At 46.5% G+C, this 26,351-nt stretch carries 24 protein-coding genes; 9 read left to right on the top strand and 15 right to left on the bottom strand.

What is annotated here, in order from left to right:
• Positions 1 to 367 precede the first annotated feature (367 nt).
• The 11 genes from JW881_15540 to mtnA all read right to left on the bottom strand — a co-directional run bounded on the left by JW881_15540 (position 368) and on the right by mtnA (position 11,409).
• Positions 368 to 2,563: a hypothetical protein gene (locus JW881_15540; GenBank protein ID MBN1698930.1), complete on the bottom strand. Its 2,196-nt coding sequence runs from the start codon at positions 2,561 to 2,563 to the stop codon at positions 368 to 370.
• Positions 2,564 to 2,902: 339 nt separating this feature from the next.
• The gene (gene rpmE / locus JW881_15535; protein ID MBN1698929.1) at positions 2,903 to 3,106 is read right to left on the bottom strand and encodes a 50S ribosomal protein L31; all 204 of its coding nucleotides are present in this window, start codon (positions 3,104 to 3,106) and stop codon (positions 2,903 to 2,905) included.
• A gap of 58 nt (positions 3,107 to 3,164) precedes the next feature.
• Positions 3,165 to 4,763, bottom strand: a complete 1,599-nt coding sequence (gene rho, locus JW881_15530; GenBank protein MBN1698928.1) for a transcription termination factor Rho — start codon at positions 4,761 to 4,763, stop codon at positions 3,165 to 3,167.
• A gap of 292 nt (positions 4,764 to 5,055) precedes the next feature.
• Complete coding sequence (locus JW881_15525) at positions 5,056 to 6,315, bottom strand: CinA family nicotinamide mononucleotide deamidase-related protein (protein ID MBN1698927.1); 1,260 nt, start codon at positions 6,313 to 6,315, stop codon at positions 5,056 to 5,058.
• Positions 6,308 to 6,721: a polymer-forming cytoskeletal protein gene (locus JW881_15520; GenBank protein ID MBN1698926.1), complete on the bottom strand. Its 414-nt coding sequence runs from the start codon at positions 6,719 to 6,721 to the stop codon at positions 6,308 to 6,310. The genes JW881_15525 and JW881_15520 overlap by 8 nt, the downstream gene beginning before the upstream one ends.
• A 7-nt stretch (positions 6,722 to 6,728) precedes the next feature.
• Positions 6,729 to 6,950, bottom strand: coding sequence for a hypothetical protein (locus JW881_15515; protein MBN1698925.1), 222 nt, complete (start codon positions 6,948 to 6,950; stop codon positions 6,729 to 6,731).
• Complete coding sequence (locus tag JW881_15510; protein ID MBN1698924.1) at positions 6,947 to 7,684, bottom strand: response regulator; 738 nt, start codon at positions 7,682 to 7,684, stop codon at positions 6,947 to 6,949. Before JW881_15510 ends, JW881_15515 begins: the two co-directional genes overlap by 4 nt.
• Positions 7,685 to 7,732: 48 nt before the next feature.
• Positions 7,733 to 9,283 (bottom strand): apolipoprotein N-acyltransferase, encoded by a 1,551-nt coding sequence (lnt, locus tag JW881_15505; protein MBN1698923.1) that lies wholly within the window; start codon positions 9,281 to 9,283, stop codon positions 7,733 to 7,735.
• Positions 9,284 to 9,367: 84 nt separating this feature from the next.
• On the bottom strand, positions 9,368 to 9,673 hold the full coding sequence (locus JW881_15500) for an integration host factor subunit beta (GenBank protein MBN1698922.1): 306 nt from the start codon (positions 9,671 to 9,673) through the stop codon (positions 9,368 to 9,370).
• 37 nt (positions 9,674 to 9,710) lie between these two features.
• Positions 9,711 to 9,980, bottom strand: a complete 270-nt coding sequence (locus JW881_15495) for a 30S ribosomal protein S20 (GenBank protein MBN1698921.1) — start codon at positions 9,978 to 9,980, stop codon at positions 9,711 to 9,713.
• A 313-nt stretch (positions 9,981 to 10,293) separates the two neighbouring features.
• Positions 10,294 to 11,409 (bottom strand): S-methyl-5-thioribose-1-phosphate isomerase, encoded by a 1,116-nt coding sequence (gene mtnA / locus JW881_15490; protein ID MBN1698920.1) that lies wholly within the window; start codon positions 11,407 to 11,409, stop codon positions 10,294 to 10,296.
• A 269-nt stretch (positions 11,410 to 11,678) separates the two neighbouring features.
• Here mtnA and JW881_15485 point away from each other — a divergent pair, with 269 nt between their 5' ends.
• A complete protein-coding gene (locus tag JW881_15485; protein MBN1698919.1) occupies positions 11,679 to 12,389 on the top strand; it encodes a YjjG family noncanonical pyrimidine nucleotidase in 711 nt (236 codons plus the stop codon).
• A 323-nt stretch (positions 12,390 to 12,712) separates the two neighbouring features.
• Positions 12,713 to 13,051 carry an STAS domain-containing protein gene (locus tag JW881_15480; GenBank protein ID MBN1698918.1) on the top strand — a complete coding sequence of 113 codons (339 nt, stop codon included), beginning with the start codon at positions 12,713 to 12,715 and terminating at the stop codon, positions 13,049 to 13,051.
• Positions 13,052 to 13,112: 61 nt separating this feature from the next.
• On the opposite strand, the gene JW881_15475 is transcribed toward JW881_15480, so the two are convergent.
• The 4 genes from JW881_15475 to JW881_15460 are packed head-to-tail and all read right to left on the bottom strand — an operon-like array spanning position 13,113 to position 16,253.
• Positions 13,113 to 14,180, bottom strand: a complete 1,068-nt coding sequence (locus JW881_15475) for a hypothetical protein (protein ID MBN1698917.1) — start codon at positions 14,178 to 14,180, stop codon at positions 13,113 to 13,115.
• Between the two features lie 20 nt (positions 14,181 to 14,200).
• Complete coding sequence (locus JW881_15470; GenBank protein ID MBN1698916.1) at positions 14,201 to 14,686, bottom strand: YaaR family protein; 486 nt, start codon at positions 14,684 to 14,686, stop codon at positions 14,201 to 14,203.
• A gap of 16 nt (positions 14,687 to 14,702) precedes the next feature.
• On the bottom strand, positions 14,703 to 15,197 hold the full coding sequence (locus JW881_15465) for a polymer-forming cytoskeletal protein (GenBank protein MBN1698915.1): 495 nt from the start codon (positions 15,195 to 15,197) through the stop codon (positions 14,703 to 14,705).
• Between the two features lie 12 nt (positions 15,198 to 15,209).
• The gene (locus JW881_15460) at positions 15,210 to 16,253 is read right to left on the bottom strand and encodes a M23 family metallopeptidase (GenBank protein MBN1698914.1); all 1,044 of its coding nucleotides are present in this window, start codon (positions 16,251 to 16,253) and stop codon (positions 15,210 to 15,212) included.
• Between the two features lie 274 nt (positions 16,254 to 16,527).
• On the opposite strand from JW881_15460, the gene JW881_15455 reads away from it, so the two are divergent.
• The 7 genes from JW881_15455 to purD all read left to right on the top strand — a co-directional run bounded on the left by JW881_15455 (position 16,528) and on the right by purD (position 26,348).
• On the top strand, positions 16,528 to 17,301 hold the full coding sequence (locus JW881_15455; GenBank protein ID MBN1698913.1) for a TatD family hydrolase: 774 nt from the start codon (positions 16,528 to 16,530) through the stop codon (positions 17,299 to 17,301).
• Complete coding sequence (gene dusB / locus JW881_15450; GenBank protein ID MBN1698912.1) at positions 17,285 to 18,328, top strand: tRNA dihydrouridine synthase DusB; 1,044 nt, start codon at positions 17,285 to 17,287, stop codon at positions 18,326 to 18,328. Before JW881_15455 ends, dusB begins: the two co-directional genes overlap by 17 nt.
• Positions 18,329 to 18,458: 130 nt before the next feature.
• Positions 18,459 to 20,702 carry a hypothetical protein gene (locus tag JW881_15445; protein MBN1698911.1) on the top strand — a complete coding sequence of 748 codons (2,244 nt, stop codon included), beginning with the start codon at positions 18,459 to 18,461 and terminating at the stop codon, positions 20,700 to 20,702.
• Positions 20,703 to 20,869: 167 nt separating this feature from the next.
• Positions 20,870 to 22,468, top strand: coding sequence for a hypothetical protein (locus JW881_15440; GenBank protein MBN1698910.1), 1,599 nt, complete (start codon positions 20,870 to 20,872; stop codon positions 22,466 to 22,468).
• 59 nt (positions 22,469 to 22,527) lie between these two features.
• On the top strand, positions 22,528 to 23,925 hold the full coding sequence (locus tag JW881_15435) for an amidophosphoribosyltransferase (GenBank protein ID MBN1698909.1): 1,398 nt from the start codon (positions 22,528 to 22,530) through the stop codon (positions 23,923 to 23,925).
• Between the two features lie 3 nt (positions 23,926 to 23,928).
• The gene (locus JW881_15430; GenBank protein MBN1698908.1) at positions 23,929 to 24,912 is read left to right on the top strand and encodes a phosphoribosylformylglycinamidine cyclo-ligase; all 984 of its coding nucleotides are present in this window, start codon (positions 23,929 to 23,931) and stop codon (positions 24,910 to 24,912) included.
• 179 nt (positions 24,913 to 25,091) lie between these two features.
• Positions 25,092 to 26,348, top strand: coding sequence for a phosphoribosylamine--glycine ligase (gene purD, locus JW881_15425; protein MBN1698907.1), 1,257 nt, complete (start codon positions 25,092 to 25,094; stop codon positions 26,346 to 26,348).
• Positions 26,349 to 26,351 lie beyond the last annotated feature (3 nt).

The following is a 26,351-nucleotide window of genomic DNA, read 5'->3' as shown; positions in this document are numbered from 1 at the left end:
CTTTCTTTAAGCAAAAATTACTGATAAAATGGTGCGAAAGTTGAGTAAATTAGAAAAGCGCCAAAACCATCGTAACGCCCGTAGACTACTGTATAATAAATAAATATCCAGCTTATCTAAAAAAATACCCTTTATTAGAAGTTCGGGTTAAGATTCTGTCTGGTTTGTACTGTTTATTGCATAAATATTTAATGTAATCCAATTTTACCAAAAAAAAATTAAATACCGCCCGGGACTGTATTTGAACCGGCATAATCGTGAAACCACAAAACCCTGAAACTGCTCGTGATATCTTGACAACGGAGTCCGCCAATACCGTCTTCGCATCGCGTTATCCCCCTGTATTCATCCCGCCGGGGAAGTCATATCATTCGCCGTTCTTCCCCTCCTTTTCGTCTTTTTTATCCTTATCCTTCTCTTCCTTTTCATCGCCCGCGTTTTTCTCGTCCTTGTCATTGACGACGAATGAAAAATATTTCCTGCCCTTTTCGGGATACGTAAACTCGATTCCCTCCTGCGGGATGCTGAAAAGAAAATAATACTCCACTCTCCTTTTGGGTTTTAATAGCGACGGGGCGAATGTTGCCGTATACGTGTTCCGGTCGCCTGTCATTTCGACGACAAACGCCTCGCCTGATTCCTTTTCCACCAGGTATTTCAGATACACCGTCATTCCCGAAGGAATTCTATTGACACTGATTTCGGCCCGGACAGACTGATTGGGACGGACTTCGCGAATTTCCTCGAACGTCACCCCCGAAAGGACCGCTTCTTCTATCCGTTCGACCGTCACCTCGAACGGCCTGGCGGCGCCGTTTTCCGGCAGGGTGACGGAAATGTCGCCCGGAAAACGGTGTTCCGTGACCGTGAAATAATACCGGGAATACCCCTTCCTCACCTCTTCTTTCGGGATGACCGCTTTCCATTCGTTCCCCGTTTTCGAAGCGTCCGCCGTCCGGGCGGTGCGCCCGCCTTTTGTGAGGTAATTGAGGATGACAACCGTTTCCGGTTCCGGATTTTTTATCACGACAGAAAGCTTTAGATCACTCAACTCGTCCGCCTTGAGGGGCGGTATATGTTCGATCCGTTTCAGAAGACCGGCGCGGAGTTCTCTTTTCACCTGCTCGTAATCCGGAAGCCGTATTCGCATCGGTCTCTTTTCTCCCGCTTCGGGATAAAAGACGGTGATCTTCCCCACATCGGGATATCGTGAGGTGATCGTAAAATAATAACGGTCGTAACCCTCATACATCTCTTCCGCCGTTATACGGCCGCTGAAGACGTTTCCTTCCCTCAACGTCTCACGCTCCCTGAATTTCCTCCGGTCGCTTTTTCCGATATAAAAGGCGACGTCCGTTGCGGACGGAACTTCGCTGAAGACAAGATCCACCACATAATCCTCAAGCGGATCGATCTCCCCGGGCGAACCGGACGAAACGAGGGCTGCCAGTTGATCCTTTCTGCGGCCGGCCATTTCTTCGAACGTATAAACGGGAAAGGAAAACATTGCACCATTATCTCTGGCCACATATTCCACCTTTCCGATATAGTCGGTCCGATCGGTGACGACAAAATAATAGCTGTCGTAACCGTCTTTGAGCGCCTGCGACGACAGGATAGAAGTAAATGCACCGCCCTTCTCCTGCATGGCGGCTTTTCTCATCGGGATCTTTCCGGATGAACCGGCGTAAACAAGGTCGACCACGCAGTCGCTGAGGGAAAGCCGTTTCAGGTAGGAGTTTTCCGGGTATCTGATGTCAACCGATATTTCGAGGTCCTCGAAATCGACGGCTTCGCTCACCGGTTCGTGAAACACGCTTTTCGCCATTTCCGATTCCATGATCGCAAGCATATCGTCCTCCCGGAGTATGCGAAAGCGATAGGGAGTTTCTTCGCCGGAGGAGGGAACCGTTACTTCGATCGTACCCAGGTCCTCATCCTCTTCCCGTATACCGAACCAGTATGAGACCGGTCCGTCTTCGAGGGTTTCTTTTGGAACGATCCCCCTGAAAACGCCAAAGGATTCCCGGCATTCGCTTGTTTTATAAGCGGGATCATCCGCCCCTTTATAGTGCAGGACCACCTCTGTCCCCGATATATCGCGAACGATGAGAGGAAGAACGGCATCCTCAAAAAACGGCATGGAAGGCGGCGGAACAAAAACGACGCCGGCACGCAGCTCCTCGCGCTTCTTTTCACGCGCTGCCCGGTGACTCAGAATACGGACTTTATAGACCTTGCTCGTATGCTCGTCCTTTTCACCCCGGACAATGAAATAATAGGAGAGGATCCCTTCCCGCATGTATTCACCGGGAATCACAAACCGGTATTCATCACCGAACGGGCTAAGGTCGACCTTCTCTTCTTTTTCCATGTCAAGCGAATAAAAAAGGGTACAGGATTCGACTTTATCCGCATTTCCGAACCGTATAACGAGCGGATAGGGTTTCTGCTCAATCCACTCATCCGGAGAGGCGATCCGGTAATTGGCAAGAGACGCACAGGATGCGAACGCCCAGATAATTGAAAATACATATACACTGCGGAAAGCTGTTCTTTTCATCGTATACTCCTTGTTTTGAGATCCCTCAGTAATAACAAAAAATGTCGATTGATGTTACAGTTTTTACGGAAATAACATTGTTTAAGTATCGGGAAAAACGGTTTTCTTCTAAAATCGCGGGTAAACGGTGGATAAACCTTTTCGGAGATATCCGGAAACATTTCATTCCGTTTAAACGGCTTATGGTTCACGGATACAGCGGATATGTATTGAATAACCGGAAGCTTTCCCGACACCCGCTTTGTCACGCCGCGGTTTATAAAACCGCTTGCTTGTAATCGGGATACCTTCCGGGAGAACAATTATCTTTGGATTGAGGCTGTGTGCGGGAAAAACGAACTAATCCTTGATATTATAACGTTTTTTGAAGCGCTCGACCCGTCCGGTTGTATCAATAAGTTTCTGCTTCCCGGTGAAAAAGGGATGGCATTTTGAGCAAATTTCTATCTTGATATCCTTCATTGTGGATCGGGTTTCAATGACATTGCCGCACGCACACGTAATAGTGGTGGGCTCGTATTTTGGATGTATACCTTTTTTCATACGTACCTCCTCTGTTGCAGTAAGATATCTGTTTTTTTCAAAAATGTCCAGTTGTTTTTTACTGTACTCCCGCATTTGTATTCATGGATCGCATAAACGCCTCGTTGGTTTTTGTCTTTTTCATGCGATCGATCAGCAATTCGATAATTTCAATATCATCCATGGGGTTGATCACTTTTCTCAAAATCCACATTTTATTTATTTCTTCTTCCGTAAGCAGCAGCTCTTCCTTCCTTGTACCGGACTTCTTTATATTAATTGCAGGGAAAAGCCGCCTGTCCGAGATCTTTCTGTCCAGATGGATCTCCATATTGCCGGTTCCCTTGAATTCCTCGAAAATCACTTCATCCATCCGGCTCCCCGTATCGATAAGCGCGGTCGCGACAATTGTCAGACTTCCCCCGTTTTCGATATTCCTCGCGGCACCAAAAAACCGCTTTGGGCGGTGCAGGGCATTCGAATCGACGCCGCCCGAAAGTATCTTGCCCGATGTCGGGACGGTCTGATTGTAAGCCCGTGCGAGCCTGGTAATCGAATCGAGAAGAATGACGACATCCCGCTTGTGTTCGACGAGCCGTTTTGCCTTTTCCATGACCATTTCCGCGACCTGGACGTGGCGGGTCGCCTGTTCGTCGAAGGTCGAGGCAACGACTTCACCCTTGACGTTACGCTGCATATCCGTGACTTCTTCCGGCCGTTCATCGATGAGCAGAACAAAAATAAAGACCTCCGGATGGTTTGCCGTAATCGCGTTGGCTATCTTCTGCAGCAGAATGGTTTTTCCCGTTCTCGGCGGAGAAACGATAAGCCCCCGCTGACCTTTCCCGATCGGGCAAAAAAGATCGATAAGCCGCGCCGAAATCTGCTCCGTTACGGTCTCGAGGTGCAGTTTTTCATTCGGATACAGGGGGGTGAGGTTATCGAAGGGTATCCTCGTCTGAGCGATATTCGGATCGTCCATATTTACCGATTCGACACGGAGCATCGCGAAAAAACGTTCGCCGTCTTTGGGGGGCCGTATCTGTCCGGAGACCGTATCACCTGTCCTCAGATTAAAAAGTCGTATCTGTGAGGGTGAAATATAGATATCATCCGGGCCAGGCAGATAACTATAGTTGGGCGATCTCAAAAATCCGTATCCGTCGGGAAGTATCTCCAGTGCTCCGTACGCATGAATTATACCGTTTCGTTCCGTATGCGCTTTCAGTATCGCAAAAATAATCTCCTGTTTTTTCATCGAGAGGAGGGTTTCTTTGCTTATTCCGTAATTCGTCGCGAGTGCACGCAACTCCGGCATACTCGCTCCGGTCAAATCATTGATATTGAGGCGGGCAATAGACTCGTCATTTGCTGAGTATCGATCTTCTTCCCTGAAATCGTGATTTCCACGTTTTATCTCTGATTTTTCAGAGTTGTGGTTGTTATCGACAATCTCATGTTTCTGATTTTCTTCGATTTTTTCAGCATTGTTGTTTGTGTGAGTATCGTCTATCATACCGCCGTCCCCTTTAAAAGTTGTATCATTGTTGTAAAGATTATCACCGACAGTGATTTTCCTGTCATGATTTTCATTGTCGTCATGTTTATTCGAGTTGGAATCCTTGATGAGTTCTACCCGAATTTTCCGCTTTCTTATTGGTTTTTTCGCTGGTGCCATTGCCTTTTTATGATTACCTCCATGATTATACGTCGATTGTGATTCAGAGACTATATATTGTGATTCTCCAATGGATCGTTCATTTGCATTATTCAGGTCATTGCCGGAAAATTCGAGTTCATTCTGGATGACCTCGGATTTATTACGTTCATTATCTGTCATATTATTCTTTTCTCCTGCTTTTTTCCCAAATATCTACTCAACTAATAAACTGTAAGCCCATTAAATAAGACAGGAGGTTGTGCGCTGATTTGGTTTAATCTTATTCGCAGAATCTCTATATAATAATATATTACCACTCAGCCGGTATGTCAAGTACTTCTTCACCGGATAAAATCGATTCTGCTATAAGAAACGCCGCAATCGCGGTTTTTCTCCTTACCGCATCCCTGTTTCCCGTAAAATAAAAAGGCTTTGTTATTTCTTCTTTATTTCTGACAATCACGGAAATCCATACGGTACCGACCGGTTTTTCCGGGGTGCCGCCCCCGGGACCGGCGATGCCTGATACCGCGATACCGACATCCGTTTTCCCCAAAGCCAAAGCACCCGTAGCCATTGCAGAGGCAACCTCACCCGAAACAGCGCCCGCGGCCCGGATGAGAGAATGTCCGACACCCAGTATTTTCTCTTTTGCCTTATTGGAGTACGTGATGAAACCACCCCAAAAAACAGCCGAGCTGCCCGGTATGTCCGTCAGCCATTTCCCCAACAGTCCACCCGTACAGCTTTCCGCGCATACAATACTTTTTTTCCTTTCAATCAACCTGTTCAACAGTAGTACAGGAAGCGAATCGTTCCCTTTCCTTATTCGAATCGGTCCGAATACCCTCCTGATTCTGGTAAATATCGTTTCACGTCGCGACAACGTACTGCCGTACAACGTGAATATGACTCTGTCTTCCGCCAATCTTGTCATCAGACCGACATCACCGGGAAGCGTATGCCGATACGCATCTTCAAGTGACGATTCACCGACCATAAAAGCGGATGCCGAAAGTTCATTACGCTTGTTTTTCGCTTTCATTCGATCGATACCGGATAACACCGGTACGACACTTTCAAGAAACATCGGTTGAAGCTCTGTCGGCGGACCGGGCAAAGCGATTATACGGCACTTCCCTGCCTCTCCCATAAAGCCGCAGGCGGTCCCCCTCGGATTCTCCATGACGGTAAAACCTTCAGGGATTAATGCCTGGCGTTTATTGGATTCAGGCACCCTTCGCCCGTGATACCTTCTTTTTATCTGTTCCCAGAGATCTTCATGAAACAGGAGTTTTTTCCCCGTCACCGTCGAAATACTATCCCTGGTGATATCATCCGATGTCGGACCGAGACCGCCGCTTACGATAATCACATCGTTTTCGGTGACTGCACGCTCCAGTTCATGTTGTACGATATCTTTTTTATCGGGGATCAGCACGATCCTCGATACGGATAATCCCGCCTTTTCAAGCTCCCGGCAAAGAAAAACTGCATGTTTATCCTGAATATGGCCCCTGGTTAATTCAGTACCAAGGCACAGAATCGAGCACCGGTTACCGTCACACACTTTGGGTCGATTGCTTTAATCCTTCCACGCTATTTGAAAAAATCTCGATGTTATTCGGATTTCTGATCATTTCGCATTTGCCGTCAAAAATAACACCGTCCGCTATTTTGAGTTTCGATGTTCTGATGTTTCCGAAGACCTGTCCCGTCGAAAGTATTTCAAGCCGTTCGGTGGCTTCGACATTACCTTTCACGATTCCGCCGATAACGATCGAGCCGACCCGTATGTCCGCCGTTATCGTCGCGCCGCTCTCGATATAGAGAAAACCCTTTGATACGATTTCACCCTGAAAAACTCCGTCGATTTTTAGTGAATCTCTGAAACGCATGATGCCGTTGAAATTCGTTTCCTTGCCGAGTGTCGTTCGTATTTTTTCCTTGACAACAGGTTCGTTATTTTTGGTCATACCTTTTCTATTTTTTCGTCATTGTATAGACACCGTCCCAGTCGGGGGGCGGAGGATTTTCAATATAATTATTACATCGTTCGATATATTTTTTTGAAGGGCCGTCATTCGGATCCACTTCGGCGGCTTTTATAAAATAATTCTTCGCTTCCCTGAACTCCATGAGTTTATAATGTTTGAGTCCTTCAGCAAAGAGTGCAAGCACCTCTTTTTTTTGATCGGAGATCATTCCCGGTCCTCTTCATCCTTCAGGGTCTGCTGATAATCCTTGAAACGTTCGATAAACTGCCTTTCGAGTTCCTCCGGGCTGAGATCTCCTTTTTTGAGATCATTGCCTTTTATCTTGAGATTTTCGATCTTTTCTTCGAGGCCCTGAAATTTCGAGAGAATATCCTCGCCTTTTTCTTTGACAAGTTCATAAAACGAAGCCGACTCGTTTTTATTCGCGGGATCGACATTATTGAGTTTATCGAGAAGTGTTTGAAGCGGTGTTCTCACATAATCGAAAAAGGCCAGGAGCATACCGTTTAACGATTCGGTCACCTCGATTCTTCTTTCCCTGCGTTCGATTTGCAGAGCAAGTTCCCTGTGCCGCATTACCGCCTTGATACGCGCGAGTACTTCCCGAAAGACAAAAGGTTTGGTGATATAATCATCCACACCCAACTCCAATCCCTCGATTTTATCATTGACGCCGTCCATTGCCGAAAACATGATGATCGGAATCGAACTGAAATCCTTGAACTCTTCATCCTGCTTCAGTTTTTTCGTGACATCCCAGCCGGTCAGTTTGGGCATAATATTATCCAATATGATAAGGTCCGGTTCGAACTCCACGACCTTTTCCAGTGCCTCTTCACCGTTAACGGCTTTACCGACCTCAAAACCAAGCTTACTGAGCATCACCTCAAAAAACTCGAGATTGATCGGTTCATCATCGACAATAAGTATTTTTCTTTTCATAGAATTCTCCAGGAGTTTTTACTATTCTCCCAGACTTCTCCTCCTTTGTCAATCATTATTTAATTTTATTATAGCGATTTTCACAAATCCTGCAAGTATCAGAGCGATTGCTGCTATCAATGCGACAATGGCGAACCAGTCTTCCCATTCATTATACAGGGTTGTCGTTTCCGTATAAACGGGCACATCGACGACGACATAATCTTCTGTAAAGGGTTCGAGCCGGTTTTTTATCTCCCCGTCCGGGGTTATCATACAGGTAATCCCAGAATTTGTCGCCCGTACCAAAGACCGTTTGTTTTCGATAGCCCTGAAGACCGCCATCGCCATATGTTGTACCTCGGAAACGACAGATCCCGACCACGAGTCATTTGTCATATTGACCAGGATCCCGGCACCATGGCGTACAAACCGCCGGCACAGATAACCGAATGTATCCTCAAAACAAATGGGGGTGGAAAATTTCACTCCGGCTGCTTCGAAAACCGTATACTCCGTTCCCTTTTCCCAAAAATGGGTATCCGCCTCGATAAGCATCCTGTACATCCAGGGGAGGATATCCTCATACGGAAAATGCTCCGCAAACGGTACGAGATGAATTTTTCTGTATATATCGACAATCTCTGCCCCCCGAAAGAGAATAGCCGCATTATAATCAACCCTTCGCTCCCCGAGGTTCCCCCCCGGCGTCATTACGGTCGCTTTTCTTCCATCGTCGTTTCCGATAACATAAGGAATTGTCTGGGTCTCAAGAAAATCGAGGAGCTTTTTTACGACGATATACGCTTCCCTGTTTTCACGATACCTAAAGTGATAATCAATAGCGGGGACAAAAGCGGTTTCGGACCAGATGATCATTTCCGGTTTTTCGTTTAACGCTTTTGTACTCAATACAATGAGTTTGTCGAGTGTTTCCTCATAGGCATCGTAGTCGTTTTTCCAGGGATCGTTGTTCTGCTGAATAAGGGCCGCCCTCAAGATTCCGGCGCCTTTATTATCAACCGTATCGCATGCTCCATAAACCACACATACCGAAAAGACAATGCCGTACACCGATAATACAGGAATCATCTTTTTGAGAAAAGGAAGAAAAGAGGAAAATCCGTTTTTGAGACCGTTTCCCAGCAAGGCCGATGGGAAAATCACCATCAGGGTAACCCCCCAGATGCCGGTGATTGAAGCGCACCTGGCTAATGGTAAAAACTGATATTGCGTATACCCCAGGATTCCATATGCATAGCCGAGATATCCCTGGGTTCTCAGATATTCATATGCCACCCAGGCAATGGCCTGCAGAATGTATCCGTAATCCGGGAAAAGGGTATCGATAAGCTTGAGAATGGGAAGAAAAACAAAAAAATAGGCGGCATAAATGACGGGCACGACGAAAATCGCGAGCGGATGAAATGTGGCAAGCCAGAAATTGCTTATTGCGTAACAGGCGAAGCCGAAAAGTGCTCCATAAATGAAGACTCTCACCCACCCGCTTCTGTGGACAACAATAAAAAGCGGGCATAACGCGACAAATCCCAGCATACCCCATCCGTCGACGGAAAGAAAACTGGGAAATGAAAGGGCGAAACATAGGGCGGCCAGCATAAGCAGGCCGATCTCAATAGCCGTATTTAAAAGAAAGCGGTAATTCTTCAGGAACGGGAACTTTTTTTCCTGAGCCGGTCTCACTTATCCCCTCATTGGCCAGGCGATTTTTTTGAGTTCCTGACCCGGTCTGAAAATGACAACTCCATGATTTTTGCCCGGAAAAATTTCACCGGTTTTCGGATTTCGTACTTTACTCCGCGCTCTTCGAAGCCGCAATTCAAACGTACCGAATCCTCTTAACTCGATTACCTTATCGTTTGTAATACCCTTTTTCACTTCTTCAAGAAAAAGATCCATGATTGCATGTATCTTTTTCTTGCTGACATCCTTCACGGCTTCAAAAACATTCTCGACGATTTCCGATTTAGTCAGTTTTGATTGAGACACAATTCATCCTTTCCGATTACCCGTTATAACGACGATTCTACGATTTTCTGTTCGTCATTACTATGCGGAAGAGTCTTGATTTTTTTCTCGCAGCATTGTTGACATGGTATATTCCTTTTGATACTGCCCGATCAACAAGGCTGCTATATTCCTTATAGATCTTTAACGCATCTTCTTTTTGATCATTCGCCGCAGCTTCTCTTATTTTGCGTGCCCATGTCTTTATTTTGGATTTGATCATCCTGTTGTGCAATCGTCTGACTTCGCTTTGCTTGTGTCTCTTTATCGCAGATTTGTTTACCTGCACCCTTACTACCTCCAGTTTTAACCTAAAGTATGATATGTATGTTTTATCACGGCCGTATTCCGGCCCTGACGATAAACCTGCCGGCTAATATTATGCGATATGCATTATTATAGCACTAAAAAACCGGTGTCTATATTCACAATATCGTTATGCAGGATATACAAATATCGGCTTTTTGTCAAGTGGCAGCGGTAAAAATAAGCTATTAAAGCACATGTATTTTTGCCAAAACGAAAGGGGAAAAAGAGTGCCTTCCTCCGGAGATCGTTCCTCCGGATATAGTATTCATATATCGAAAAAGTGTTAAAAATTTTTAATACACATTCGGAGTGCTTTCGCCCCTTTTTCCCGCACGATCCTCTGTCCGTCGCAGTTTTTCCAATTCATCCGGCCGACAAATGCCATTTTCCGTAATGATTGCCGTAATATAGGCAGCCGGCGTCACATCAAAGGCGGGATTTCTTGCCGTTATATCCCCGGGCGCGATGGAGACACTCCGTATCACGCCGTCGGCGTCCCTGCCGGTTATTCCGGTTACTTCTTCCTCACTCCGTTCCTCGATCGGGATATGATCCCCGGACGCACACTCCCAATCGATCGTCGAACCGGGTGCCGCTACATAAAAAGGAATATTGTTTTCCTTTGCAAGCACGGCCTTTTCGTATGTCCCGATCTTGTTTGCGACATCTCCGTTTCGTGCAATTCTGTCGCTACCGGTGATTACCATGTCGACCTCACGCCTCCTCATAAAAAAACCGGAGGCATTATCCGCAATGAGGGCGAAAGGTATCTCCTCCTGTTTCAACTCCCAGCTTGTAAGCCGCGCGCCCTGACAGCGCGGCCTGGTTTCATCCACCCAGACGAATACGCGCTTGCCCTCCCGTTTGGCATTGTACACGGGAGAAAGCGCGCTTCCCCAATCGACAAAGGCGAGCCAGCCTGCGTTGCAGTGCGTGAGTATTCGGCAGCCGTCATTAATCAAACCGCTTCCGAGTTTCCCTATTGTACTGCACGAAAAAGCGTCTTCGTCCGCGATAGCGCCGGCTTCTGCGGCCGCTTCTTCACGGATTTCATCGAGAGTCCTGTCGTTCTTTACCGCTTCCCGTATGACATTATACACCCTGTCGACGGCATAAAAAAGATTTTGCGCGGTCGGTCTCGTGTTTCTGATTACGGAAACCGCCTGTTCGATCGCGGACGTGAAATTATCCGCGGGTGCTTCATATGCCGCCTGTGCCATCGCATAGCCGGCAGTTGCACCAATCGCCCCCGCGCCGCGGACGATCATCGAAGATATTGCGTAAGCTGTTTCTTTGTAGGAGGCACAGCGGTGAATCTCGAACCTGTGCGGTATAAGGGGCTGATTGATCATATTGACGACATGATCTTCGAGCCATACGGTTCTATAATGTTTTCCTGCGACAAGCATGGTGGAATAATAGAGACAATCGGCGAAAAAGGCAAGTACTTTTGAAAACAGCCGATACCCCGCACCTTTTTTGAGAAGTCAAAACACCACCCCCAAAGGAAAAACTTCCTTTGAAAGCAGTTTCCTTATGGCAAGGAACAGATACAAACGGACACGATGTCACCGGAATAATCAATAATACCGATATCCGGAAACAGGATATTGAAGAATCATGAAAATCGATATATACTGTTATTCTAAAAAACCTGAATTTCCTGATCGGAAGAGGGATGAAATACGGAACGAATAAATATCTCGGTTTTTTAATCGATGCCGACAACACGATTTTCGATTTCCAGCGGGCCGAACGCGAAGCATTCATGAAGACATGCGAATCGCTTCCGTCTTCCGAACCGGCCTCCGCGCTGTACGATAAATTTACCCATATCAATAAAAATCTCTGGAAGGTGATGGAAAAGAAAAAAATATCAATCGAACAGCTGAAAACGGAGCGCTTTTCCATTCTCGTCAGATTACTTGGTATCAAAGCCGATGCCGGAAAGCTTTCGGAAACGTTCCTTCGGGAACTCTCGAAAAAAACCTATATGCTTCCTCACGCGGTTGAAGTACTCGATTTTCTTTCCCGGCGGGCCATGATCTGCCTTGGTACCAATGGAATCTCGATAGTACAACGGGGACGTATTTCACGGGCTGGAATAGATATTTTTTTTCATGATATTATAGTTTCCGAAGAAATCGGCGTATCAAAACCGGATCCGATGTTTTTCGCCAGGGCCGCCGAAACACTTCATCTATCGCCTCACGAAATACTCTGTGTCGGAGATTCTCCTTCGGCGGATATCGAAGGAGCCCATCGTGCCGGTTTCCATACATGCTGGTATATCGGTACGCCATGTATCTACCCGGCCGACAAAATACAGCCGGATTATATAATAAGTGATCTGCGTGAATTGAGGGATTTTGCACATGAGGTATCCTGAAATAAAGACACCTCAAAAACTATCTTTTTAATAATGTAAATATATCATATTAACTATAGAAAACAGATCAAGACAAATAGATAATTATATTTCTTTATAAAATAAAAAGATAGTTTTCACTTTAGGTGCCCTTGTGGGCTCAAGGAAATGTTTTGTGGTTCTAAAAACCTGCAAAGCAGGTTTTTAGAAATGACTATAAAATGAAAAATATTAAGGTAAACGATACCTTGTATTTTATAACGGAATACGATACAATAAAGAGTGAACGGATTTCCATGAAAGGAAAATAAACGACAGACGGCCACCATGCCGGGATGAATATTATGGAAGTAAAACGAATAGGAAAACACGTTATCAACATCATCATGAAGCAACGGTTTGATATCAACAAGCGCCAAACGTTTGAAAACACGATACGCAATCTACTCAACAGCCAGACAAGAACCATCGCGGTCGACATGGCGGATATCACAAAAATCGATTCTGCGGCGATCAGCTCCCTCATGAAAGCCCATTCACTGGCACAAAACCTGAATATCAACTTCTACCTCTATCATATCCCAAAACATATACGGCTTGTTTTCGAGTCGTCGAATCTGATCACTTATTTCCATATTCTTTCAGAACAGGAGTCACGCGGCTTTTTAACCATCGTCGATTAACCTTCCGGCTACCCAAAACACGGCAACGAATACTGTCCGGCGGGATAAAGCGGTCCCATACTCAAGCGAGGGAAGTAATTTCCCATCGATCGTTTTTTGTGTTTCTTTTTATATTATCAAAATTCACCTTGACGATATTGTCTTTGGAATCTTTGAGCGCGATGGTGCAGGTGAAAAGGTTGACATCGGTGACGGCAAAACTGTTATTGTCATGTATGATTTTCTCACCGGGAGAAGGAAGATTGCTTTTTCGATCTTTATAATACTGGTATTCATATGCGAGGCAACAGAGAAGTCTGCCGCACGCGCCGGATATTTTTAATGAATTGAGTGAAAGGTCCTGTTCTTTCGCCATTTTTATCGAAACGGGTTGCAGCTTGTCGGTAATCGTATTGCAGCAGAACCCCCTGCCGCACATTCCCAATCCGCCAAGCAGTCTTGATTCATCGCGGACACCGATCTGCCTGAGCTCTATTCTGGTCTTGAAAACGGCGACAAGGTCCTTGACGAGCTCGCGAAAATCGACCCGTGCCTCTGCCGTGAAAAAAAAGAGTATTTTGGGCTCGTCCAAAAGATAGTGCGCCGAGACGAGTTTCATCTCGAGTTGATGCTGCTCGATTTTTTCCTTGCAGATGGAAAACGCCTTTTTATCTTTTTCCTTGTTATCTTCATAGAGTTTAAGATCTCTTTCAGTCGCTTTTCTTTGTAATGTAATCACCTGGTTCGTTCCTATTTCAGTGAGATTGGTGACAATCCCCTGTACCCTCCCCAGATCGCGTCCGTAGCGTGTCGGCAGGATGACGAAATCACCTTGTTCGACCTCGAGGTCAGGTCTGCATACACAAAACTCCGTCGCATTCGAATGAACGACTTTAACCCTGTACACTGTTTTACCGTCAAGATCGACAACCGCTTCGGCATTCTCCGTCCCTTTTCCTTTTTCCGATTCTTCAAGCTCCGCATCGGCCTCATCCTTGAGAGCGGTCTCGTTATCGGATTGATCGTCCTTCACCGATGTATGTATGTTATTCTCCGCTTCATCGTGTTTTTCGAGATTAATGTCGGACGGATCCGATTCCTTCCGTGGTATATTTTCATTTTCGTCCGGCTGTTTTTCAATATCATCCATTTATTTTCTCCAAATTTCCTCTATCGTACGAGATCGACGAGTAATCCGTTGATCTCATCGACTTTTTTCAGAATTGCACATTGTTCATGCTGAGTGGAAAGCACTTCCGCAGCAAGATTTTCCAGTTTTTGATCGATAACTGAAATCAGCGTGAAACGTTTTCTTTTCAGGATATTTATCCCCGAAACCTTTTCTTCCACCCCCACCATATGATCCGTTATATACTTGAGGAACCGCTTTACGGAATTGCGATAACTTTTGATATGAGCGAAGGTAGGCGCTTTTTTTAATTTGTCACCCTCTTCATAAATATCATCCAGCATATCCTCGAGGGTTTGGCGTTCCTCTTCCTCTTCACGCGGATGAAAAACCGTTTCATCCGATTCCTTTATGGGATTCAACAATTCGGAAAAATCCTTCTTTTTTACAGGCGGAGATTCGCTTTTCTTTTTTTTCTCCGACCGTCTAAACGTGAACTTATTACCCAGATTATCGATCTTTTCCATAATACCTGTGTATTAATTACAACGAAATAACTTTTTCATCAAGGGGAGGGGGGTAACCCGCATCGTTCTTCTGATATGGTGATTTGTTATTATTATCTTCATTATTCCGATGGTTATCCTGCAATACAGCCCCGCTTCCCTCGTTTTCCGACTCCCTGACTGTCGCGTGCTCTACAATTTTACAATTTCCGTTAAAAATAACGCCGTCCTCGACGATGAGACGCGGTGTCTGAATATTTCCGATGACCATCCCCGTCGAAAGGATAATCACCTTTTCCGTCGAATAAATATCACCGCGGACCATACCGCCGATAACGACGGTTCCGGCGTACATGGTACATTCGACCCTTCCATTGCTGCCGACGAGTACTTTCCCCTTAGTTCTGATGACACCGGAGAAATCCCCGTCTATGCGCAAAAGGCCGTTGAGATCAAACTCCCCTTTGAACCGTGTTCCTTCTCCGATAATGGAATTTATAAGCGTCCCATCAGGAATCAGATTATCTTGCATGTAACACCCTGGCTATTTATATTTTTCTATTAATACATGATCGATATCAAGATATTGCATGGGATCCACCACCTGGATACCCATCCATATCTCATAGTGGAGGTGAGGACCTGTGGATAGACCGGTAGATCCCATATAACCGATAATATCCCCACGGGATATTTTCTGGCCGCGGGTGACGAGGGCCTTCTGAAGATGGCCGTACCTGGTAAAAAATCCGTATTTATGCTGAATCGTTATATAATGTCCGAGCCCGGTGGGATTGTAGTCCACGCCGCGGATTACACCGTTCGCCGTGGCGACAATCGGGGTACCTGAACTCCATGCGATATCGACACCCTTATGAATCCGGAACTTTCCCGTGAGGGGATGTTTCCCCGGACCGAAGATATCGGTAATATTACCGACACGCCGGTCCCTGCCGCCATACACGGGCCACAGATTGGGAATATCGACCAGCAGGTTTTTTTGCTGCAGAAGAACATCCTTGATCTCTTCCAGGGGGGTTATTGCGTTATTAATATAAGCGGTGAGGGTCTGGAGTTCCCAGATTTCATTCTCTCCTTCGAAGTCGCCTTCATAGGGACTCATCGAAGACAGATCTCCCCCTTCACCCTTTTGCTGGAAGGTATTGAAACTTTCTCCTTTGATTACCCCCAGAATATTTTCCATGCTTTTTTTAAAGGTTTTTATCGTCCTGCTGAATTTTTTTATTTCATCCCTGTATCGCTCGAGGTTACGCGTACTCATATCGAGATTGTATGTGAGTTCATCAACCTTTGCTTCCGAACCGGTAAAATATGTTGCCAGATAAAAAAATCCCAGAATAATGACAAACAGGAGAAAAGTCAAAAAAACAAGAGAAAAGACGGAAACATGAAAATTCAATATTTTCTTTTCCGAGTGAGGAATAAACATAACGGTAAAACGCTGTTTCCCTTTTTGGAGAATCATCCTGAAAAAATTGACAATTGCTCCAGCAGTAATTCGCAAGATTTTTATGATTTTTTCAACGATAATTGTTTCTTTCTTTTTAAAATTTTCTGCCGGGGACACGGTAAACTCCTCAACCAAAAGATTTTGACGCTCTTTTTAATTACAGCGACCATACCATAAACATAAATAATTGTCAAATAAAATCTTGACTTATCTATTTTATTTGTGATATTATGATAATAATCCATTATAGGTTTATTTTTATAATATTACCAGCATTTTTTAAAATAAGCGTTGCGTAATTTAGAAAAATGGACAATACTGGAGAAAGTGGATAGAAATAAACCTTAATTGGAGCTATACACGTATCAATTTTAATAAATAGTGGAGTAATATGAAATTCTTCGATACTCACGCCCATATAGGGCTTATTAATGAAGACCCTATTGAACAACTCATCATCGTTCAGGAAGCAAAACAGGAAAACGTTGACGGTATTGTCAGCATATCCAATAATCTGAGAGATTTTTTCCAGATATATGAAAACCTGAAAACGGAAGCCCATATATATCATAGTATCGGCGTTTCTCCTTCAGAAGTTTCGAATCCGGGTGACGATTGGGAGGTAACAATAGAAGAGGGGACAAAGCGGGAAAGGGTCGTCTCCATAGGAGAAATAGGCCTGGATTATTACCATAAGTTCGGTGACAGGGATTCGCAGATCGAACTGTTCATACGGCAACTCGAATTGGCCCAAAAACTCGATTTCCCCGTTATCATCCATAACAGGGAAGCCGGCAATGATGTTCTGGATATCCTCAGAGAAGAACTCCCGCGAAAAGGCGGCATTCTCCATTGCTATTCGGAAGATTTCGAATATGCGAAAAAAGCCCTCGAACTCAACCTCTATATATCGTTCGCGGGCAATGTAACCTACCGGAATGCAAAAAACCTCCACGAAACGGCAAAGAAAATGCCATTGGACCGGATGCTTATTGAAACCGAATCTCCCTTTATGGTTCCGTCGGCGTACAGGGGCAAGCGAAACAGACCTTCCTATATTATCGAAACGGCAAAATTCATCGCCCAGCTTCGTAACGAGGAACTCGAGCCGGTAACGGAAACTCTGTATCAAAACAGCCTGAACTTCTTTGGAATCACCGCGTAACCCGGGAAAGACATACGCCGATATTCCTCAACGGCCCGTACTGCATCCGATAGCGCTTCCCGGATTGACGATTCCCGGTAATATCTTCTCTGCCCCTATGGCCGGTTATACGGACGCCGCGTTTCGTTCCGTCTGCATCGACAAGGGGGTATTTTTCACCTGGACGGAAATGGTATCAGCGGAAGCACTCTCGCGAAAAAACGAAAAGACCCTCACCCTCTGCAATCGTGCGGAAAACGAGATTTATTTCGGTATCCAATTGTTTACCTCCTCGGCAACGCCCATAGCACAAGCGGTCCGTGAAATTATCGGTCTCGCCCCATCAATAATCGACCTCAACTGCGGCTGTTCCATTCCAAAAATAGTAAAATCGGGTTCCGGTGCCGCCCTGCTCCGGAATCCGCGGCTAATCGGGAAGATCATCCGCACCATGAAGAATGAGACCGATATTCCCCTTTCGATCAAAATCAGGTCCGGATGGAACGAGGCGTCACTCAATTACCTCGAAGTCTGCGCCGCCGCAACAGAAGCCGGGGTCTCACTCGTCACCCTGCATCCGAGAACCGCGGTCGAAGTATTCAAGGCAAAAGCCAGATGGGAGCATCTTGCCATACTCAAACGGGAAAGCGACATTCCCGTCATCGGCTCTGGCGACCTATTCACACCGGATGATGCGTGCCGGATGCTCGCAACGACAGGATGCGACGGGGTCATGATCGCCCGGGGTGCAATCGGCAATCCCTTTATTTTCACCGAAATCCGCGACCTCCTGACAAAAGGAACATATGAATCCGATATTTCCGCGGAAGAAAGACTCGGATGCGCCATCGATCATCTTCGGCGCGCCGTAAGGAGCAAAGGAGAGGCGAAGGCGTGCATTGAGATGCGCAAGCACTTTTGCGCTTACACCAGGGGGCTTCCCGATTCCTCGGCGATCAGGCAGTCGTGCGTCAGAGCAAAAAGCCTGAAAGAGTATGAAGGTATCGTGAAATCGTATTTACACCGCGGGCGGGAGTTGCCTGAATGATCACGGTCAAGGCCCGATTTCACCATGAAACGTGACGCGAAGTAACCGCACATAATCTCCCCTTTTTATTTCTCCGTTTCCGTGATATAATCGAATCCGTCACAAACGCCGGGAACCGGAGGGAGAATCGATGAAAAGGCCATGTTTTATCCTTATATTGACGCTTTGGGCGGTAAGTTTTCTTTCCGCGAATGTCGTCTCCTATATGCCGGGCGCGTGGGGCACACTTACCCCCTTCAGGCAGTATGACCTTGCAATGACCTATGAAAAGATCGTAATCGACGCATATCTCGGTGCGGATAATTTCAATCCCGACGATCCCCTCCCCCCTATCCCGTACCTCTATCTAGAATACCGATGTACCTACCGCTATAAAAACACGGGAAAGCGGTCGAATTTCTGGCTCGGGTTTCCGGTCCGGTACGGATACTATCTTTTTTATGGCTTAAAACCATCAAATCCGCTTTTCACAGAATGCCGCATAACGGTCGACGGTAAAAAAGTCCCGTACGGAAAATACATTCACGGAATCAACAGCGAGTTGCAGATGATCGATTATGACGAGGTCTACGGGTTCGAGGCGGAAATCGGGAAAGGGGAAGAGAAGACAATCGATGTCTTTTACACGAATATCGTTTATTTCAGGGAGTCTGTAGATACTGAAAGTTCGGTACAGTATATATTGAAAAGCGCACATGCCCTTACCGCTCCCATCGGCAGAGCGGATATCGATATACGTTTTCATTTTACCGACAAGGTGCTGAACGTCCCGGAATCCCCGGGCGCCTACACCGTAAAATCATCCGCAGGCCCGCCCTATACTGTTTTTTCCTGGGATCTGAAAGATTTTATACCTGAAAATGATATCCGTATAGATTTCTCTGATTTTTCATTTAACGAAAAAAAGAAAGGACGCCCCGGCGGTTATTTCGAAGAAAACCTCAAAGAGGAACAATCGATCGGTGCTTATTGTGAATATATTTACATGGTAGCGGAAAAAAGTTGTCCGGCTTTTGGATTTTTTAATTCCGAAATTGAAAAGAAGTCGTCATGGGGAGAATCCGGACTAAACAAGAACATGGTCGACAATGCACTCAGGGATTACTATTCCAGGAAGCTTGCCGATCCTTCGTTGTCGAATCTCTTTACCGGTTTTATCCTCGGAGACATCCGGAAAAATCCCGGCCGTTCACCGTCCGGTAATCTCGTCGATAAAGCGTATGCGAGACTCGAAAGAGAAACAAACGAGGAATATAAAAGGGAAACGGACAAAATGAACCGGATCATTTCGGCATTGAAAAACAATCCGATGCAGGAACGGTTGATCCGCAAGGCTTCCCTTCTGCTTCGAGCTTCTCCTTTTAGCGGCTTTATCCTCGACCGCGACGGCGGGTTTCAATTCCGGAACGAGTACCTCATGAAACTCTTCGCTTTATACAATCAAAAAAAATTCGAATCGCTGCTGGCGGATCAAAGACAGGCATTGGAAACCGCTTTCGGAAAAACATTCGACGCCATGCTGCTTTGCGAATGCGAAAACACTAAGGAAATAACCGATTTTTCCATGATGGACAATATCCAGGTTAACATTACCGATATATATCTCGATTATCTTGTCGCCTTGACAAATCTGGTATGGAATAAGAAGGCGGACACCGGTGAAATCAGGAAACTGGAAAAAATACTTCTCTCGTTGCATGATGTGTTGCAGAAAGGTACTCTCACCACAATATTTTCCGAGGCATCAAACGACCTTTCCTCGATTCTTTATATCCTTCTCTTTGAAAAACGCAGTCTGCTTCGGAGGGCTCATTACGCACTGGCAAACTATTATTTTATCAATGGTCATTTTGAAAAGGCCATATCGCACTACAGAACGGGGATCGCTGATTGCGTCACCAGTCCGCTTTTCGATTATCTGACAATCGAAGGGTCTGCCGCGGGTTCTTTACTGCTGTGGGTTGAAGACGACTCGTGGACCTCATCGGGAAATTATTTCGATACCTATAACCGGGAAACTCGATACCGGGCAACGCGTTCCCTCATGAACGGCTCCCCTCCCTTCTGGACGCTCCTTCCTGATCCATATTCCTATACACCGCAGGACATTATCGGCCTTTACACGCCGGAACGGCTTCTTTCACTCCGCCTCGAAAAGTGGGAACACGAAAGGGAGGCGGACGCGCCCTGCTACTACTTTGCCTACAATACGGCATGCGCCTATTCACGTCTCAAAAAAGGGAAAATGGCGCTTCTCTGGCTCGAAGTCGCACTCGGGATGAAACCGTCGCTTTCAATACTCATGATGAAAGACGGGGACCTCGAATATCTGAGGGAAGCATACGGGGAAGAAATGAAAAAACTCGTCGAATGACCGGGATTCTCGACCGCTGCACGGTTTATTCCGTCATTACGAAATATTGGATATTTTTTAGAGGTTCCCTTATATAAAAAAAATTCCACCATATCTCCCCTTTTCGAATTCAACCGGGAAAAGTCCTTGAAAATAGGCCGGACATTTTATAAATTTTACTCAACATCATGAACTTATGGAAATATATCTGGAACCTGCTTTCCAATCTCTTCAACTGGGACCCCAAAGCCGCTGAACAGCGAAAAGAACTGAAAAAAATCCACGCCCGGCTTCAATCGCTATCCCCCCAATACTACCGTCCGCAGACACAACAGGTACTCCCCGGTTTCGCCCGTGTGGTATACGAGTTCGCCCATACCCTTCTGTTTGTACGTTCATTGTTCGAAAAAACGATCCTCCAAAGCGACCAGAAACTGGCCAGACGGTATCACGATTATCTGATCGAGTGCCATCTTCCGGAAGACGAACGGCTGAAACGGCAGTATTTTGAGCACAAGGCACTGTACGGCCGGCTTGTTTCCGCGGTATCGGCGGAGGAGGAAATAAAAAAAATCAATCATGAGTTCAGGGAGTATATAAAGCTTTTCGGCAAGCCCGGGTTCGCGCGTATCGATTTGTCCCTGAATGAATTATACCGATTCGTTACCCTCTGTCAGCATAATTTCGAAAACCTTCTCGCATACTTTTCACCGGATATCGATATCTCACGTAAAAAAGGGAAACCGTCATTCAAACCTGTCCAGGCCTCGAATATCATCCCGGAACTCCTCGACTTCTATTTCATTTCCGCCGATCTGCCGCTTTCCGGAGATATCGAAAAAAATATATTTCTTCTCCTCGACAGGTTAAAACTCAAAGATGGCGACAAAGTTCGAGACAGGATGAAAACGGTTCTGACACGGATCGAATCGATTCAAAAAAGGTACCTGACACAATCGATTCTTCTTTCGCTTCTGCAGGCGATCAAAAGCGATCCTGATTTCACGGCCGAGACAAGCGATGAGAATATCCCTTATATGAAACGATATCTGGATACATTGAACGGCCGGTTTACGAAAAATCTGGATACGGCATTGAAAGAACTCAATGAGAACGCCCTCGTCAAGGATATCAAGGAGCTTTTAAACGGACAACCGCTCGTTCCTATTTTGGGCTATAATGACGATGAATGCGACATGTTACATCGGAACGGACTACCCGCGTTCACTAATGTCAAACCGCTGACTATCCTGAAAAATTTTATCCTCCGGCACTTCGGCCAGACACAGAAATCGGCGATCACGAAGCTTCTCTTCGAGGGCTACTTCGAAGACAGGCAGTTTCGAATAAATCTCTCAGATATTTTCAATGGCTGCAATGAATCCCTTAACAGAATCGCCGATTTTGAAAAATCTATGATCGACGATGCATCAAGTCCCCTTGCCAAAATACACAGCGCCGTGGAAGGCGGAAATCCTGAAGGATCGGACCCTGAGGACCTTGGAATGTTTATCGATGCGATCGATAAGCGGGCCGCCATGATTCTCGAAAAGGAGATCAACCTCTTCAACAGCCTCGCGACCCGCCTCTTTGAGATAATCGGTGACGCCAAACAGAAACATCCTTCTATCGTTAACAATATCAGGGTCATCGGGGGAGACAGCAACAGTGAACTGCTTTCCGGATTAATTGAGAATCATGACCGGATACGAAAACTGATCTCGATTATTCAGAATTTCACGATCATTCATGAAAACGTTAAAAAACTCGCCGAAAGAGAACCATAGACGTCCGTGTATGCCCGGCATTGCTTGACCAAGTGTGTTCTTCCGTGATACAACGATACATGAACCCCATAAACGATCGGCCCGCTCATTACTGCGGTATTACCGGAATAATCTCGGATACACTCGTCAATATGCCGGAACGGCTTTTTTACGCCCTCTTTTCCCTTCAACACAGGGGACAGGAAAGCTGCGGGATCGCCTACCACCGTCACGGCGATATCGTCGTTTACAGGGATCTCGGCATGGTAAGCGGCGTGCTTTCCCATTATCTCGAAGAAGATCACCCTTCGTTTATCGGTATCGGGCATGTTCGATATTCGACCCACGGGGGGAACCGGATCGAAAATGCTCAGCCGGTATCGGCTTCCTGCAACAAGGGTGACATCGCGGTCGCCCATAACGGCAATATCACCAATTCCGAGGAACTCCGCCGTGAACTCTTCAGGGAAGGTTCGATTCTCCAGAGTTCTTCCGACACCGAACTGATCCTTCACCTTATCGCCCGTTCAAGAAAAACCGATTTCAGGGAAGCCCTTCTCGAAACACTGACCCGTCTGGAAGGGGCATTCAGTCTTGTTCTGATACACGACACGAGTCTCATCGCCGCGCGCGATCCCAATGGATTCAGGCCGCTTGTGATGGGCAGGAAAAACGGATTCACTGTTTTCGCATCCGAAACATGCGCCCTTGACATTCTTCGGACGGAATTCGTGCGGGAGGTTAAGCCCGGAGAATGTCTCTTTCTGGATCAGTCCGGGATGAGTCAATCGACCTTCAGACACAGCAAAGGAGAGAGCCGGTGTATATTCGAATTGATCTATTTCGCACGGCCGGATTCCTTTCACTTCGGTCACCACGTTCATTCCGTCAGAAAAAAAATGGGGCAGCTGCTTGCCGAAAGCGACGACATCGGGGGAGATATCGTCTGCGCTGTTCCCGATTCCGGAAACAGCGCCGCCCTGGGGTATTCACTGGCCTCCGGTATTAACCTCGACATCGGTCTGGCTCGAAATCACTATTCGGGAAGAACATTCATACAGCCCGCGCCCTCCCAGCGTGAGTTCGGGGTGAGGATGAAACTACACCCGCTAAAGGATTCGATAGAAAATAAAAAAATTATTCTCGTTGACGATTCGCTCGTACGCGGAACTACCTCACGACTTATCGTCAAGCTGCTCAAGGAAGCCGGGGCAAAAGAGGTCCACCTTCGTCTTTCCGCCCCCGAAATCAGGTACCCTTGCTTTTACGGCATCGACATTCCCACGAGGGAAGAACTCATCTCGAACAGGATGTCCCCGGATGAAATCGCCGGATTTATCGGGGCGAATTCGGTGCGATTCCTTCCCCTCGAATCCCTGAAAAAATGCGTGAACGATCCGGATAATTTCTGCTATGCCTGTTTCAGCGGGAATTATCCTGTCCGGGTCAAAGACCCTGCGATAAGAAGAAAGGAATAGATCATGAAAAATATGATTTCAAGTTACAAAGACGCGGGCGTCGATATCGAAAAAGGAGACAGATTCGCCGATTTTATTAAAACCTATGCCTCAAAAGCGATCCTGAACGGGATCGGGGCCTTTTCCGGCGGTATCGAGCTGGATGTGAAGCGTTATAAAAGGCCCGTTCTCCTCACCACCACCGACGGCGTGGGGACGAAACTGCTCATCGCGCAGCGGCTTGCCTGTTATACGACCATCGGGATCGACCTGGTCGCCATGTGCGTCAATGACCTCATCGTATGCGGCGCCGAACCGCTTCTCTTCCTCGATTATATCGCCTGCGGGCAGATCAGGGAGGATATGCTTCAGGAGGTGATGAAAGGGATTATCCGGGGATGTGAAATCGGACAGGTAAAACTCGCTGGCGGAGAAACGGCGGAAATGCCGGATATGTATAAACCGGGCGATATCGATCTGGCGGGTTTTGCAGTGGGAATTGCAGAAAAGGAAAGGATCCTGCCAAAAAAGAATAAAATGGATGAAGGAGACCTCGTATTCGGACTGCCGTCAAACGGGATTCATTCAAACGGTCTGTCGCTCGCTCGAAAGGTGATCCCCGACAGTGAAAAAGAATTGTGGCAGGACCTCCTCGTCCCGACGAAAATATACACGGAAGAACTGAAAACCCTCATTCCCGCGGGGGGGGTACTCGGCGCGGCGCATATTACCGGGGGCGGGCTTTACGGAAACATCGTGAGGGTGATTCCTGTACACCTTGAACCCGAACTCGATTTCAATTGGGAGGTACCGCATATATTCGAAAAAATCAGAACAAGGGGTAATATCGGTGACGACGAAATGAAACGGGTATTCAATCTCGGTATCGGTATCGCCCTTATCGTAAAAAAAGAGAAAGCGGACATATTGATGCGGTCGGCGAAGACAAAAAAGATTTCCCTGATAAAAATGGGACGGCTTGTCCGGAGGAAAACTCTGCATCGATAAACAATGGAAAAAAAGAAAAAAGAGTGTTTTTTAATATTCACCAATTCCGGCTTATATATTATAGTTTATCACACATGGATTTGGGGAGGGAAAAAGACCTGTTGCCCTGACAGGGGGGGACTGCTATTCCTGATCGAAACCCGTAATCACAGATTATCTGATAACAAAGGAGGCCAAACGTGAAAATTCTTATTCTTGGTTCCGGAGCACGGGAACACGCCCTTGCCTGGATGTTTTCAAAGAGTAAGCGTCTGGCAGGGTTATTTGCCGCACCCGGAAATGCGGGAACATACGAAGTCGGTACCAATCTCGATGTCGATCCGATGGATTTTGATGCGATCCTCAAGGTCTGCAGGGAACACAGGATCAATTATGTCTTTGTCGGCCCGGAAGATCCTCTTGCCGCCGGTGTCGTCGATGTTATCAGGGAAGGCCATATTAACGTCATCGGTCCGCATAAAGAGGCCGCACAACTTGAAGCGAGCAAGACATTCTCGAAAGCCTTTATGCAGCGCCACGGTATTCCGACAGCAGGGGCAAAAACTTTTTCCGATACCGCATCCTTTATCGAATATATCAATTCGTCGGAAGGAAGACTCGTCATAAAAAAAAGCGGCCTTGCCTCAGGGAAAGGGGTACTCGATTCGGACGACAAGGTCCATCTTATCGAGTTCGGCAGTAATATTCTCACCAACGACTCCCTTCTGGTCGAAGAGTTCCTTGAAGGCTATGAGGTCTCGATATTCGCACTTTGTGACGGGGAAAATTTCGTGATCCTCCCCCCATGCTCCGATTTTAAAAAAGCGTATGATTGCGATAAAGGCCCGAATACGGGCGGCATGGGTTCGATCTGTCCCGTTCCGTGGGTCGATCTTTCTCTGAAAGAACGGATAAAACGGGAAATAATCGAGCCGACCTTTGACGGGCTCAGAAAGGATAACCTCATTTATAAAGGTATCCTGTACTTCGGTCTCATGATCACAAAAAACGGCCCGAAATTACTCGAATATAACGTCCGGTTCGGTGATCCCGAAACGCAGGTACTCCTTCCCATGATCAGAACCGACTTCGGTGACGTCACAGAGGCAATAGCCAACACGACACTCGACTCTATTCCGATATCGGAGAATCCTTCATCAGCAGTCGGGGTGGTCGTCGCGAGTGCCGGATATCCGGGTTCATACAGAAAAGAGATACCGGTCCGGCCGATCCGGGAAGTCCCTGAAAAGTCCGCCCTGATTTTCCATGCAACGACGAAAATCGACGAGAACCGGCAGGTTGTCACCGGCGGGGGAAGATGCTTTACCGTTGTCGGTCTTGGAAAGGACACGATCGAAGCGGCTTCCATGGCCTACTCCAACATCGATGCAATCAGCTTCGAAGGCGCCTGGTACAGGAAAGACATCGGAAAAAAATTCTTTATCGACGGGGAATAAACT

This window comes from Spirochaetales bacterium (assembly GCA_016930085.1).
GTDB lineage: Bacteria > Spirochaetota > Spirochaetia > SZUA-6 > JAFGRV01 > JAFGHO01.
This window is presented reverse-complemented; position numbering and strand designations above follow the sequence as displayed.

Excerpts from the sequence above, each read along its gene's own strand:
- JW881_15540 (MBN1698930.1), bottom strand. The coding sequence starts at position 2,563 with ATGAAAAGAACAGCTTTCCGCAGTGTATATGTATTTTCAATTATCTGG.
- rpmE (MBN1698929.1), bottom strand. The coding sequence starts at position 3,106 with ATGAAAAAAGGTATACATCCAAAATACGAGCCCACCACTATTACGTGT.
- rho (MBN1698928.1), bottom strand. The coding sequence starts at position 4,763 with ATGGCACCAGCGAAAAAACCAATAAGAAAGCGGAAAATTCGGGTAGAA.
- JW881_15520 (MBN1698926.1), bottom strand. The coding sequence starts at position 6,721 with ATGACCAAAAATAACGAACCTGTTGTCAAGGAAAAAATACGAACGACA.
- JW881_15515 (MBN1698925.1), bottom strand. The coding sequence starts at position 6,950 with ATGATCTCCGATCAAAAAAAAGAGGTGCTTGCACTCTTTGCTGAAGGA.
- JW881_15510 (MBN1698924.1), bottom strand. The coding sequence starts at position 7,684 with ATGAAAAGAAAAATACTTATTGTCGATGATGAACCGATCAATCTCGAG.
- lnt (MBN1698923.1), bottom strand. The coding sequence starts at position 9,283 with ATGCTGGCCGCCCTATGTTTCGCCCTTTCATTTCCCAGTTTTCTTTCC.
- mtnA (MBN1698920.1), bottom strand. The coding sequence starts at position 11,409 with ATGCTTGTCGCAGGAAAACATTATAGAACCGTATGGCTCGAAGATCAT.
- JW881_15485 (MBN1698919.1), top strand. The coding sequence starts at position 11,679 with ATGAAATACGGAACGAATAAATATCTCGGTTTTTTAATCGATGCCGAC.
- JW881_15480 (MBN1698918.1), top strand. The coding sequence starts at position 12,713 with ATGGAAGTAAAACGAATAGGAAAACACGTTATCAACATCATCATGAAG.
- JW881_15475 (MBN1698917.1), bottom strand. The coding sequence starts at position 14,180 with ATGGATGATATTGAAAAACAGCCGGACGAAAATGAAAATATACCACGG.
- JW881_15470 (MBN1698916.1), bottom strand. The coding sequence starts at position 14,686 with ATGGAAAAGATCGATAATCTGGGTAATAAGTTCACGTTTAGACGGTCG.
- JW881_15465 (MBN1698915.1), bottom strand. The coding sequence starts at position 15,197 with ATGCAAGATAATCTGATTCCTGATGGGACGCTTATAAATTCCATTATC.
- JW881_15455 (MBN1698913.1), top strand. The coding sequence starts at position 16,528 with ATGAAATTCTTCGATACTCACGCCCATATAGGGCTTATTAATGAAGAC.
- JW881_15445 (MBN1698911.1), top strand. The coding sequence starts at position 18,459 with ATGAAAAGGCCATGTTTTATCCTTATATTGACGCTTTGGGCGGTAAGT.
- JW881_15440 (MBN1698910.1), top strand. The coding sequence starts at position 20,870 with ATGAACTTATGGAAATATATCTGGAACCTGCTTTCCAATCTCTTCAAC.
- JW881_15435 (MBN1698909.1), top strand. The coding sequence starts at position 22,528 with ATGAACCCCATAAACGATCGGCCCGCTCATTACTGCGGTATTACCGGA.
- JW881_15430 (MBN1698908.1), top strand. The coding sequence starts at position 23,929 with ATGAAAAATATGATTTCAAGTTACAAAGACGCGGGCGTCGATATCGAA.